Annotated in this window: 14 protein-coding genes; 11 read left to right on the top strand and 3 right to left on the bottom strand. The window is 52.7% G+C overall.

Going from position 1 to position 12,469, the window contains the following annotated elements; genetic code table 11:
* Nucleotides 1–142: 142 nt before the first annotated feature.
* Nucleotides 143–595 (top strand): GNAT family N-acetyltransferase, encoded by a 453-nt coding sequence (locus RW092_RS02175; protein WP_316009393.1) that lies wholly within the window; start codon nt 143–145, stop codon nt 593–595.
* Between the two features lie 67 nt (nt 596–662).
* Complete coding sequence (locus tag RW092_RS02180; RefSeq protein ID WP_316009394.1) at nt 663–902, top strand: DUF3892 domain-containing protein; 240 nt, start codon at nt 663–665, stop codon at nt 900–902.
* A gap of 65 nt (nt 903–967) precedes the next feature.
* Here RW092_RS02180 and RW092_RS02185 read toward each other — a convergent pair whose 3' ends face one another.
* Nucleotides 968–1,705, bottom strand: a complete 738-nt coding sequence (locus RW092_RS02185) for an MBL fold metallo-hydrolase (protein ID WP_085278635.1) — start codon at nt 1,703–1,705, stop codon at nt 968–970.
* 180 nt (nt 1,706–1,885) lie between these two features.
* Between RW092_RS02185 and RW092_RS02190 the strand changes: the two genes are divergently transcribed.
* Together RW092_RS02190 and RW092_RS02195 are read left to right on the top strand one after the other, a co-directional pair.
* On the top strand, nt 1,886–2,440 hold the full coding sequence (locus RW092_RS02190; RefSeq protein WP_316009395.1) for a stalk domain-containing protein: 555 nt from the start codon (nt 1,886–1,888) through the stop codon (nt 2,438–2,440).
* Between the two features lie 135 nt (nt 2,441–2,575).
* Nucleotides 2,576–2,899, top strand: a complete 324-nt coding sequence (locus RW092_RS02195; protein ID WP_009227121.1) for a DUF1292 domain-containing protein — start codon at nt 2,576–2,578, stop codon at nt 2,897–2,899.
* 119 nt (nt 2,900–3,018) lie between these two features.
* Here the strand turns inward: RW092_RS02195 and RW092_RS02200 are convergent, their stop codons facing one another.
* Nucleotides 3,019–4,494 (bottom strand): aminotransferase class I/II-fold pyridoxal phosphate-dependent enzyme, encoded by a 1,476-nt coding sequence (locus tag RW092_RS02200; protein WP_016311571.1) that lies wholly within the window; start codon nt 4,492–4,494, stop codon nt 3,019–3,021.
* Nucleotides 4,495–4,681: 187 nt separating this feature from the next.
* On the opposite strand from RW092_RS02200, the gene RW092_RS02205 reads away from it, so the two are divergent.
* A complete protein-coding gene (locus RW092_RS02205) occupies nt 4,682–5,947 on the top strand; it encodes an MFS transporter (RefSeq protein ID WP_316009396.1) in 1,266 nt (421 codons plus the stop codon).
* A gap of 251 nt (nt 5,948–6,198) precedes the next feature.
* Here RW092_RS02205 and RW092_RS02210 read toward each other — a convergent pair whose 3' ends face one another.
* Nucleotides 6,199–6,822 carry a YktB family protein gene (locus RW092_RS02210; RefSeq protein WP_028539942.1) on the bottom strand — a complete coding sequence of 208 codons (624 nt, stop codon included), beginning with the start codon at nt 6,820–6,822 and terminating at the stop codon, nt 6,199–6,201.
* Nucleotides 6,823–6,997: 175 nt separating this feature from the next.
* On the opposite strand from RW092_RS02210, the gene RW092_RS02215 reads away from it, so the two are divergent.
* From RW092_RS02215 to RW092_RS02240, 6 genes are all read left to right on the top strand, one after another.
* Nucleotides 6,998–7,594 carry a hypothetical protein gene (locus RW092_RS02215; RefSeq protein ID WP_016311574.1) on the top strand — a complete coding sequence of 199 codons (597 nt, stop codon included), beginning with the start codon at nt 6,998–7,000 and terminating at the stop codon, nt 7,592–7,594.
* Nucleotides 7,595–7,790: 196 nt separating this feature from the next.
* Nucleotides 7,791–9,200, top strand: a complete 1,410-nt coding sequence (gene gndA, locus RW092_RS02220; RefSeq protein WP_127576352.1) for an NADP-dependent phosphogluconate dehydrogenase — start codon at nt 7,791–7,793, stop codon at nt 9,198–9,200.
* A gap of 155 nt (nt 9,201–9,355) precedes the next feature.
* Complete coding sequence (locus RW092_RS02225; protein ID WP_016311576.1) at nt 9,356–9,865, top strand: shikimate kinase; 510 nt, start codon at nt 9,356–9,358, stop codon at nt 9,863–9,865.
* Between the two features lie 30 nt (nt 9,866–9,895).
* Nucleotides 9,896–11,188, top strand: a complete 1,293-nt coding sequence (gene aroA, locus RW092_RS02230) for a 3-phosphoshikimate 1-carboxyvinyltransferase (RefSeq protein ID WP_316009397.1) — start codon at nt 9,896–9,898, stop codon at nt 11,186–11,188.
* A 58-nt stretch (nt 11,189–11,246) separates the two neighbouring features.
* The gene (locus tag RW092_RS02235) at nt 11,247–11,675 is read left to right on the top strand and encodes a CoA-binding protein (protein ID WP_316009398.1); all 429 of its coding nucleotides are present in this window, start codon (nt 11,247–11,249) and stop codon (nt 11,673–11,675) included.
* Nucleotides 11,676–11,863: 188 nt separating this feature from the next.
* Nucleotides 11,864–12,469, top strand: a 606-nt coding sequence (locus RW092_RS02240) for a phosphoenolpyruvate-utilizing N-terminal domain-containing protein (protein ID WP_316009399.1), incomplete at its 3' end; no start/stop codon positions are given.

Below are 12,469 nucleotides of genomic sequence, written 5' to 3' on the forward strand. Positions count from 1 at the left end.
TTCGATGTGAGTGAACCGATGCCTCTTTAGTAACATTTTAACTGAGTGATCGCGACAACTATACATGAAAATGATTTTTTTGTATAATGATGCAGTTTAAATGATCCAATAGACAAGCAATCAATGGTGGGAGGGGAACGAAGTGTCGGCTGCAACAATTATTCATGTCGAGAATGAGGAGCAATTACAGAAATGTCTGGACATCCGCAAAGAGGTGTTCGTCGAGGAACAGAAGGTCCCCGTTGAATTGGAAATTGACGAGTATGATCAGATTGGCCCGGATGTGCATCATGTGCTGATCGAATTGGAAGGGGACTATGTTGCGACAGGCAGATTGATTTACTATAAAGACAATGCCGCCAAAATGCAGCGGATCGCTGTACGTGCGCCCTACCGCTCGAAAGGCGTGGGCAAAATCCTGCTGCTCGCCTTGGAGGAGTTGGCTCGGGAGCTGGGGCTGACGAAATCGGTGCTGGATGCCCAATGTCAAGCCGAAGGGTTCTATGCCAAACTTGGCTATGAGACAATCTCGACCGAACCGTTTGATGATGCCGGTATTCCGCACGTCCGGATGGTGAAATCGTTGAAGTCGTAAAGCTCATAGCTTTTGAGGTTTCAGGGCAAGCTAGATCTAACTTAATGAAGAGGAGATGAGCTAGCCGATGGCCCTGAATACCAGAGAAACGTTTATTGCCGTACGGAAGAACGGCGACGGGGATTTGGTCGCGTTTAAGACGTCCAGCGGCCGCGTGCTGGATTACCAGCAAGCCCTGCAGGAAGTGAAGGCAGGTGCGATCGCCGGCGCTAACGTGTTCAAGGGACGGGACGGAGAGATGTATATCCGCGGCGATGCGGATGGAGATCCGTCCAACAACTTGGATAATTTGCCTAGCTTCGAATAACGTTGATCCATATCTATATTAAAAAAAGAACCTTGCAGGCCATCATGCCCGCAGGGTTCTTTTGGTTACAGCGTATAGACTTCGTGCTGGCGCAGAAAGTCCATGTTGCCCGTAGCGCCTCGGAAGGATTCCATATCATCGCTATAATGCATTAGCAGAATTTGACTTTGGATGTCGGTTGGCAGGGACAATAGCTCCTGCAGCGTCGTATGTACTTCGCCCTTTCCGGTCAGTTGGACCTCATGGAAGATACGACGGCACCCTCGTTCACGCACAAGCTCCGTCAAGAGCTCCGGCTTGAACGTCATATCCGCACTGTAAAAAATCTCGTCATTAATATAAAGCGAATAGCTGGGTTTACCCGGGATATGCGGCGTTCGGATGAGCTCCACTTTTAACTCAGGTGCAAGCTGCGAGGGCTCGCGTTCTTTTAATAGACGTACGTCAAAAACATCGCTTAGGGAGTGAATGACACCGTCCTGGCTTAGCCCGCCTTTCAGTGTATTTTCCCAGAGCGGTTCCACCAAATTCTCAGCAATATACAGGATCGGTTTCCGTCCAGAACCAAATTTCCGGCGGAACGCCAGCTCTTCCAAGCCGCCAACATGATCGCCATGGATATGGGTAATCAGCACGGCATCGATCTCTTCTACCGACTTGCCGATCGTGTGCAGCGCCAGGGGGGCGGTGATTCCGCAGTCGATGAGCAGGGTGAAGTCACCGGCATAGAGGAGCGCGTTGTTATTAAAATATTTTTTGGCAAACGCTCCGCCTGTCCCCAGCATTTGGAGTTGTAAAGCCATCAGGATTCCCCCTTAGGTCAAGTATGGATCACCTCTTAAATGTACACAATTTCCAGTCGAAACAAAAGCTCGGGCTCCCTCATTAAAAAAATACCGTCATTTCCCATCATCACCGCAACTTGAACGGAGGCAGGGAGTATAACTATACATCAACAGGAATCAAATGGAGGGTCAACATTCATGAAATGGAGAAGAGTTGCATTACTGGTGGTGGCATTCTCTCTTATGGGGGGTTCCCTGCTGTTTGCTGACGCTGCTAGCACCAAGGTAAAACTGATGCTGAACGGCCGCGAACTGGAAGACGGCGGATATATTATAGATGGCAAAACTTATGTCCCCGTACGCAATCTCGAAGGTTTAGTTGAATTTAATGACAGCACCAAGACGGTGAATTATTATAAACCCAACGTCCATATGTTTCTATTCGCAGATGACAATGTGTTCGGCGATGTGAAGAAGACGGGGAAGCTGAAGTTTAATGTGTTCTCACAAATTGATAATTTACGCACGAGCATCTCTGCAGTGCGGGTGTCCATCACGGCCCCGGACGGGACGTCCAAGGAAATCCAGACGGATGATATCAAAGAGCAGCGCGATAATTTCTGGTTCCGGACCAAGGACTACACGTATGATTTCAAGACACCGGGCCGCTATATCGTAGGGTTCTACATGCAACCGTCCAACGGATCAGATTTCGTGCTCGTTGCCGAGAAGAGCATTAACGTTCTGAAATAAACGATAAACAGAGCACAACGCGGGTAATCGCCGCGAAAATTGACCTGTCCCCACCAAAAGTGTTACGATACGGGGGGAACGAAGCGGGAGACCCTTCTTCAGTCCATTAAAACATACTTAAAGTGAGGTAATTTCATGAGCGACCACAATCACGAACACGGCGAAGCATGCGGCTGCGGCCACGATCATGACCATGATCATGAGCATGAAGAGTTTGTGTTGACGCTGACCGACGAAGAAGGGAACGACGTAGAGATGGTTCTTGTTGAGACGTTCGACGTTGGCGAGAAAGTGTACGCATTGCTGCTCGAACGCAACAATCCGGAAGCGGACGGCATCATTCTCCGCATGGAAGAAGAGAACGAGGAAATGGTGCTTTACAATATCGAAGACGAACAGGAATGGAAACAGGTAGAAGAAGCTTACAACGAGCTTGTCGCCCAAATGGATGAAGCCTAATTTGCGGCGGATCACCTGGTATAGAAGCTAAGAGCTCCCCGGAAGCGGGGGGCTTTTTGGTTTGCAGTAAAAAAGAGCAGGAGGCGGGACAAACATATCCCTCTCCTGCTCTTGTTAAATTAAAAAATCGGATCCGCTTCAACAATCACCTTAACCTTGTCGATATATCGATCCTCCGGCCCTTTCACCGGCAAGCCGACCTCGACATGATCGAGAATATAGTCGATGTTGTCCTGGGAAATGACTTCACCCGGAAGCAAAATCGGAATCCCCGGCGGGTACACATAAATAAATTCGGCAATGATCCGGCCAGCCGATTCCTTAAACGGAATGACCTCGGTATCTGCATAGAACGCATCCCGCGGAATCAGCGATAAATGCGGGATTTCCGGAACCTTGACGATCAGCTCATTTGCGTTATTTTCCTTATAATAGGTTTTAGAAAGCTCCCGCAGCGCGGTCAGCAAAATATCGGCCGTCTCCTGCGTATCCCCTGGCGTGATCAGGCACAGAATGTTGTACATGTCGCTAAGCTCTACTTCGATGTTATAGTGCTCGCGCAGCCAATTTTCCGTCTCATACCCGGTAATCCCCAAATGGCGAACGTGGATCGTCAGTTTGGTAGGATCATGGTCATACGTGGCTTCTCCGCCTAAAATCTCCCGCCCGAAGCAGTACAAGCCTTCGATTTGGTTAATTTCCGACCGAACATATTCGGCTAGTTCCATCGCCCGTTCGGCCATTTCTCGTCCGTGCAGCGCCAAATTGCGGCGTGCGGTATCCAGGGAAGCCAGGAGCAGATAGGAGGTGGACGTCGTCGTTAACATACTGATGATCGTTTGCACACGCTGCGGATTGACGTATCCGTTCTTCGTGTTCAAATTCAGAATCGAGCTTTGCGTCATCGAGCCGCCCAGCTTATGCACGCTGGTTGCCGCCATATCGGCGCCTGCTTGCATTGCAGACATCGGCAGCTTCTCATGGAAATGAATATGGACCCCATGCGCTTCATCTACCAGCACGGGAACATGGTAGCTGTGGGCTAGATCCACGATTTCCTTCAGGTTGGCGCATACGCCGAAGTACGTTGGGTTAATGACCACCACCGCTTTGGCGTCGGGATGACGCTGCAACGCGCGGCGAACCGAAGACGTTGTGATTCCGTGGTCAATGCCCAAATTCGGGTCTTGCGCCGGCGAGACAAACACCGGCTTCGCTCCGGCGAATATAATGGCCGACATTACGGATTTATGAATATTTCTCGGGACGATTATTTTATCCCCCGGAGAACAAACAGATAGAATCATGGTCATGATGGCTCCGCTGGTCCCTTGCACCGAGAAGAAGGTGTAGTCCGCGCCAAAGGCGTCGGCAGCCAGCTTCTGCGCCTCTTGAATGACGCCGGTTGGCTGGTGCAAGTCATCTAACGGGGCGATGTTAATCAAGTCGATAGACAAGGCGTTATCGCCGATGAACTCTCGGAATTCTTTATCGGTGCCGAGCCCTTTCTTGTGCCCAGGAATGTGAAACTGAACGGGATTGCCGGCCGCATGCTTTTTGAGAGCAGTGAAGAGCGGCGTGCTTTGATGATCCATACGGGCCATCCCTGCCTTTCGTCTACATAATTTTCAAACAAGCTAGAGTATAGCAAAATGCGCCCGGAATGCAAGCAAAAACCGCTGCTTTTTACATAAAATTGACGGAATATGGGTTAAATTGCCGACAAAAAAGGACAAAATGAAAGAGTATCGGTGATCGGAAACCAGGAGAGGGGGCTTTTTCGTGGAACTGACAAGCAGCATGGCAAGGAAAAAACTGCTGAATCCCACGTTCGCCAGCCTGTGGCTGATTATGTTTTTGGTGGAGTTCGTGAAGGGGGCACTGATCGTATCCATCCTGCCGGTTTACATGGGGGATGTGCTGAAGCTGAGTGCGTTTGCGATCGGGTTGTCGTTTTCGATGCAGTATATCGGGGATAATTTGTTCCGCAGCCCGGCGGGCTGGTTGATTGAGCGGATTGGTTTTCGCCGGACGATGAGCCTGGGGCTGACCATCACTCTGGGTGCCGTTGCGATGATCGCGTTCCTTCCCTCTATGGGGTTTCTCGTGCTGGGCTGCGCGCTCCTTGGTATCGGGACAGCACCGCTCTGGCCCTGTGTTTTAATGGGCATCACTGCGGTAACGGAAGAGAATAACAACTTCGCGACAGCGATGGGGGTCATCCAAATTTCCAGCCTTGGCGGAACCGGGTTGGGGCCGGTTCTGATTAACTTTTTCCTAAATGATTCGTATCAGCCGATCTTTTGGTTCTTGCTCGGATGTCTTATGCTGGTCTTGCTGGTATCGTTGATGTTGCCAGGCAAAAAAGGCGGCTCCACCGCCGCGGGCTCGTCCAAAGCCGCCGTTCCCGCACATTCGCCCTCCGCCAAGATCGGAGGGATGTGGCGTCAACTGTGTGCTTCAATTCACCATATCCGCACGCAGTTGGACGTCAGCCCGTTGTTATATCCGGCGCTGTTCCTGCAATCCTTCGCCGTCGGGCTGCTGACGCCGGTCATCACGCTGTATGTCCGGACGGAGCTGGGCCTGTCGCCGGAGACGTTCAGCGCCATGCTCGTGATCGGCGGCGGGATCACCGTCTTGGGGCTAATTCCCGTCGGCAAGCTGGTCGATCAGCTGGGGACGCGTTGGTTCCTGCATATCGGCTTCGCTCTGGCGGCGCTCTCGATCGGCCTGTTTGCGATGACGCGGGAGGTCGCCCTGGTCTGGTCGTTTGTGATCCTGATCGGATGCAGCTATGCGTTAATTCTCCCGACCTGGAATACGATGATCGCGCAAATGATCCCAAGCGGGGAGAAGGGAACGATTTGGGGCCTGTTTCTCACGATCCAAGGCTCCGGCATGGTTGTAGGACCGATCATCTCCGGCAAAATGTGGGACCTGCTTGGCCCAGCTGCCCCGTTTTTGACCAGCGCAGTCACGATGGCGTTGCTTTTCTTCCTGCACCTTGGCCTTGTCCGTACACAAAAAGCCTCCCCCAACCCATAAGGTCAGGGAGGCTTGAAGTGCTGGCCAGAAGGCAGGCCATCCATGGGTATAACGGACCGTAGTGACCTTATTGGTCGATTTCCCGGTCATTTCCCGCTGTAACGGACATCAGGGGCTTTATTTACCAATAGGGGCAACGGGCTCGCCGCTTATTCCATAAGTAAGGTCTTCTCAGTCCGTTAGCCAACAGGAGGTCGCTTAGGAAAGTCCCTAGCGTCTCTGGTGTCCGTTAGACCGCTTCTGCGTCATGCTTAAAACGCGCCTTTATACAATGGCAACAGCGTTTGGAACGTCTCTTCCACTGTGCGGATCAGCTTGGTTCCGTCGGATACGATCGGGTCGTTCCGCTCCAGCCGCAGTCCGCACAGGGCTTCGGACTTCTTAATCGTCTTCAGCTTCTCGGCCCAGGCCTTCAGCTGCTTGGCATCCGCTTCCCGGTGCGGTGTGCCGTCCGGGCTCATATGATCCAGGGACCAGTAGAACCCGTCTGGGATCGTCTTCTTGATTTGCGCCGCATGCTTGTCCAAATAATTGGCAAACACGGCCTTATTGGGGCTCTCGTAAATGACGGCGAAGATGATAAACAGGTGCGTGGAGAACATCCCGACCTGAAAATGCGGCAACGCCTTATACCCGCGCTTGCTGGCCGCCCAAGCGACCCATGTGTCATTCGGCGGGTTCACCGTCCGGCGCGCATGCTTGGCCACATGCGGGAACATCTCTTCTCCGCATAAAGCGGACAGGTACGGGGCCATCTCCGCACCCAGCGTCTCCAATTTAGGTCTAATGTGACTTATGATCGCTTCCATTCGGGACTCCAGCCCCGGAACGGTAAGCGCGTCGAAATCTTGTGTCGTAAAACCTTCAAAGGCCATCGTGTAGTACCTCCAACTTTCGGCATGGATCTCATTTCGTTCGATGTGCAACGGTACTAGTATAACATATTTTCCGCGGCAACTCCGGCCGGAACGGGCCAAAAATAATCAATAAACCAAGTTCCATTACATAAGATGGAGTATAAGATATGGTAAACCGTTAGGAGGGAGTGCCGTGAACAAAAGTTACGAAGTGGAATACTGCAACCTGGAACTCCGATTCGACCGCCGGCACATACAGCAATTGATTCGCGACTTGATCCAAGACGGGTATTCTTTATATTGGAGCGAAAACGAATCGCTCTTCATCATCTCCGTTCGCACTGGACGCAAGCTGACTAAGCTGCGGTTTCAGCGTCTCGCCAAAGGATACAAGCTGGTAGGCGACTACGTCATCCGCGATGCCAAGCTGGCGGAATGGCTGGAGAAGCTGATCGGCGATCTGCGCGGTCATGCGGTGGTCAAACGGATAAGGGATCGTCAGATCCTGGTCGAGAACATTTTATTCGGAGAAGTGATCCGCCTGGTGGAAATCTCGGGGATGGAGCATCGGGTTATTTTTCAAAAAGGACCCATTGTCGACATGGCGCAAATGGTTGAGATGTTCGCATCCGAAGCGGCAGAGGAACGGTTGGCACAACTGCAGAAGGAGCTGGATGCCGAGCTTGAGCGGTTGTTCGAGGCCATCCAACAGGGGGATGCCGAAGCCTCGGAAGCCTGCAAAGAGCGGCTGCGCAAGCTGAGAATGGAACTCATGCAGCTTGAATGGTAATGATGGATATGGCTCATCCTAAAGGAGTGAGTACCCGCCTCCTGCCGAACTACACACAACCTGAAATCGAAAGGCAAGCCCTTGGCTCCCACGGCGTTGGGGGTTGTTTTTTGGGCTTACGGCCAGGGTTCACTTCTGTACACAAAAGAGTTAAAATGATAATATTGATAAAAATAGTGTGCAAAGGATGGAGACCATGTCAAAACAACAAATCGGCGTCATCGGCTTGGCCGTCATGGGCAAGAATTTGGCCCTGAATATTGAAAGCCGGGGCTTTACTGTGTCCGTATATAATCGTTCCCCTGAGAAAACGCATGATCTGCTGAACAACGAAGGCAAAGGGAAAAACCTCGTCGGCACGTTTTCTGTTGAAGAGTTCGTGAACTCGCTGGAATCGCCGCGTAAAATTTTAATTATGGTACAAGCTGGCCCGGCGACTGATGCTACGATTGAACAGTTGCTGCCTTACCTGGATCAAGGTGACATCATCATCGACGGAGGCAATGCGCACTTCCCTGATACGCAACGCCGCAGCAAAGAGCTGGAAGCCAAAGGATTCCGCTTTATTGGCACCGGGGTATCCGGCGGTGAAGAGGGCGCTTTGAAAGGGCCTGCGATCATGCCAGGTGGACAAGAATCCGCTTATAAGCTGGTTGAACCGATTTTGACGGCGATTTCTGCCAAAGTAAACGGTGATCCTTGCTGTACATATATTGGTCCGGACGGAGCTGGCCATTACGTAAAAATGGTGCATAACGGCATTGAATATGGCGATATGCAGCTGATCTGCGAAGCTTATCATCTGCTGAAAGACGTGCTGGGCGTGGATGCCAAGGAACTGCACGAGATTTTCAGCGAATGGAACAAAGGCGAGCTGGACAGCTATCTGATCGAAATTACTGCCGACATCTTCTCTCAATACGATGAAGAGACCGGCAAACCGATGGTTGACGTCATTCTGGACGCTGCCGGCCAAAAAGGGACGGGGAAATGGACAAGCCAAAGCGCTCTCGACCTTGGCGTGCCGCTGTCCATGATCACGGAATCGGTATTCTCCCGTTTCCTCTCGGCGATGAAAGAAGAGCGCGTAGCCGCCAGCAAAATCCTGAGCGGACCAGCAAAACAACCGTTCAGCGGCGACAAGAAGGAATTTATCGAGAACGTGCGTAAAGCGCTGTTCGCGTCGAAGATCGTTTCGTATGCTCAAGGGTTTGCCCAAATGCGTGCGGCTTCCGAAGAGTACGGCTGGGATTTGAAATACGGCAACATCGCCATGATCTTCCGCGGCGGCTGCATCATTCGCTCCCAGTTCCTGCATAACATCAAGGAAGCGTATGACCGTGACCCTGCGCTGAAAAACCTGCTGCTCGACCCTTACTTCAAAAATATCGTGGAAAGCTATCAAGACGCATGGCGCAACGTGGTTTCCACAGCTGTGGCGTACGGAATTCCGGTGCCTGGCTTTGCCAGCGCGCTGTCCTACTATGACAGCTACCGTACGGAACGTCTGCCAGCAAACCTGCTGCAAGCGCAACGCGATTACTTCGGTGCGCATACGTTCAAACGCGTGGACAAGGAAGGCGTCTTCCACCATCAATGGTTCTAAACAACAGGTTAGGCTAAACGCGAAGCCGGAGGGACGAATGCGTCTCTTCCGGCTTCTTTTTTCATGGTGAAAACAGGACAGCCTGTGTTATGATATGAAAAAGTTTACTCTGAACGAGTGCCTTTAGGTTCGATGCAGAGCAAGTAGGTGATAACATGTTGCATCATAACATCGTGCTCATCGGCATGATGGGGACGGGAAAGTCCACCGTCGGCTCCCTGCTGGCAGCCGCAACCGGCAAAACGTTCGTTGATCTCGATCAACGGATCGTCAGGGAGGCGGGGCGGTCGATTCCGGATATTTTTGCGGCTGAAGGAGAAGCTTATTTCCGTGACCTGGAGTCTGCGGCATTGCGGAACACGCTGCAAGAGCAAGGGATTGTACTGGCGACCGGCGGCGGTGCGGTACTTCGTGAGGCAAATCGCCTGGCGATGCGAGACGGCGGCCTGGTGGTGGCGCTCCAAGCGACGGCGGACGAGATTCTCGCGCGAGTCGGGGAGGACCCGAACCGACCGCTCTTGGCCGGGGGGGCGAAGGAGCGGATCACCGCGCTGCTGGAGGAACGGAAGGAACTTTACGCTTTTGCTCATCTGACCGTGGATACTTCGGGGAAAAGCGCGGAACAAGTGGCGGCTGAGATTTTAACGCATTACCGCGGTTCTTGATTAATCACAACAAAGGGGAATGTGAACACTATGGACGTTATCGTTAGGCCTACGCTGGAGTTAAAGGGCGAAATCGGAGCATTATCCTCCAAAAACTATACAACTCGTTACCTGCTGGTTGCGGCTTTAGCGGAAGGGACAAGCACGGTATATTACCCCGCGCACAGTGAGGACAGTGACGCCATGCGCCGCTGCATCGCCGATTTGGGTGCGGTGCTGGAAGAGGACGAGGAGAAGATCGTCATCACCGGTTTTGGACGGCGGCCGAAGGACGTCAAGGAGCTGAACGTTGGGAACGCCGGGGCGGTTCTCCGGTTCTTGATGGCGATCGCGTCACTCTGCCCGGAGGTGACGTTCGTGAACACGTATCCGGATTCACTGGGCAAGCGGCCGCATGATGATCTGATCGACGCTTTAGGACAGCTTGGTGTGGAAGTGAGTCACAACGAGGGGAAATTGCCGATCACCATTCGCGGTGGTGCGCCGAAGGGCGGGAAGATCCGCGTCTCCGGTTCGGTGAGCTCGCAGTACCTGAGCGCTTTGCTGTTCTTAACGCCGCTGCTTGACGAAGACAGCGAAATTGAGGTGCTTAACGATCTGAAATCGAAGGTCGTTGTGGGGCAAACGCTGGAAGTGCTGGAGCAAGCCGGGATCGTGATCCATGCCAGCGACGATTATATGCATTTCCGCGTGCCTGGACGGCAAAGCTATCAAGCGAAGACGTATACCGTGCAGGGGGACTATCCGGGCTCGGCGGCGATTTTGGCTGCGGCTGCCGTGACGAAATCGGACGTGAAGGTTCATCGGTTGGCCGAGCAGAGCAAGCAGGGTGAGCGCGCTGTGGTGGACGTGCTGCAGATGATGGACGTACCGCTGACGCATCAGAACGGTACGGTCCACGTGCAGGGCAATGGCCGGTTGCGGCCGGTGGAATTCGACGGCGATGCGGCGACCGACGCGGTGTTGGCGATGGTCGCAGCTGCGGTGTACGCCGACGGAACATCGCGTTTCTATAACGTGGAAAATTTGCGTTACAAGGAATGCGACCGGATTACCGACTTTTTAACCGAGCTCAAAAAAGCCGGGGCCAACGTCGAAGAACGCCAGTCGGAAATTATTGTGCACGGACGTCCGACCGGCCTCGAAGGCGGAGTGACGATTAATGCGCATTACGACCATCGCGTCATTATGGCGTTGACCGTCGTCGGCTTGCGCTGCCGCAAGCCGCTGGTGATTAAGGATGCGCACCATGTGGCGAAATCGTATCCGCAATTTTTTGATCACATCACTTCGCTTGGTGCATCGATCGAACGGGTAGAATAGACTTGAATTAGAGGCATGGCGCTGGCTTCGCCGGCGCCGACAAAGGAGGATGGCCAAAATGGCATTTGAGAATCCAAGCCGTGAGGAAATCAAGGAGATTCTGTTAAACGCTGGCAATATTGCTGTCGTGGGTCTGTCAGACAAACCTGACCGGACTTCGTATATGGTCGCTCAAGCTTTGCAGCAAAATGGCTACCGCATTATCCCGGTGAATCCGATGGTTAGCGGTGAAATTCTGGGGGAGAAGGTCTACCCAAGCTTGTCGGATATCCCGGAGCCGGTGGATATCGTCAATGTGTTCCGTCGCAGTGAGCAGACGCCGCCGGTCGCAGAGGAAGCGGTGAAGATTGGGGCTCGCGTGCTTTGGTTGCAGCTGGGAATCTTCAGTGAAGAAGCGTATGAGATCGCTTCGAAAGGCGGACTCACCGTCATTATGGACCGCTGCATCAAGGTCGAAGATAGCATTCTGATCGGAAAACGCAGTTAAGCATGGCCCATCCAAGAGGACCCATCCGAATTCGGAGGGCCCTCTTTGAGTTGCGTGTTTTTTCTTTGACAAATTTAAGGGGCTAGGATTACCATAATGAAATAGATAGAGGGTATCCTATAGAGAAAGTTCAAGAATGAATAGTGCCTTAGGTTAGGAACTTACAAGCAGGACTAGGGGGTCACTACATGATACAGGGGATCGGAGCAGCAGCGGGAGTCGCCATCGGCAAAGCTTTTGTGCTGCCCGCCTGGGAATGGGACGTACCGGATCGCCGAATGGAGAAGGTGGATCTCGCCAAGGAATTCGAGCGATTGTACGAAGGTATTCGCACGTCCAAAACCGAAATCGAAGTGATGAAGAACGAGATTAAGGAGACGGTGGGTGCGGAGGAATCCGGTATCTTTGATGCCCATCTGGCGATCCTGGAGGATCCCGTATTTATGAGCGAAATCCAGGGGATTATCGAACGCCAATACAAGGCGGCGGAGGTTGCCGTCAAGGAAGCAATCGATCATTTTGTTACGATGTTTGACCTGCTGGATGACGAATATATGAAAGAACGGGCCCTCGACATCAAGGATGTCGGCAATCGCCTGCTGAAGCATTTGTTGGGGACGCCGGACATCACTTTGCCGGCGGATACGCAGCCGTATATTTTGGTGGCGAAGGAGCTTTCTCCCTCTCAGTTGGTCCATTTGAATCCGGACAACGTCTTGGGTATGGTTACGATGGCCGGCGGGAAAACGTCGCACTCGGCGATCATGGCGCGGGCACTGGGCATTCCGCTGGCA

This window comes from Paenibacillus sp. 3LSP (assembly GCF_032465655.1).
In the GTDB taxonomy this organism is placed as follows: Bacteria; Bacillota; Bacilli; order Paenibacillales; family Paenibacillaceae; genus Fontibacillus; species Fontibacillus barengoltzii.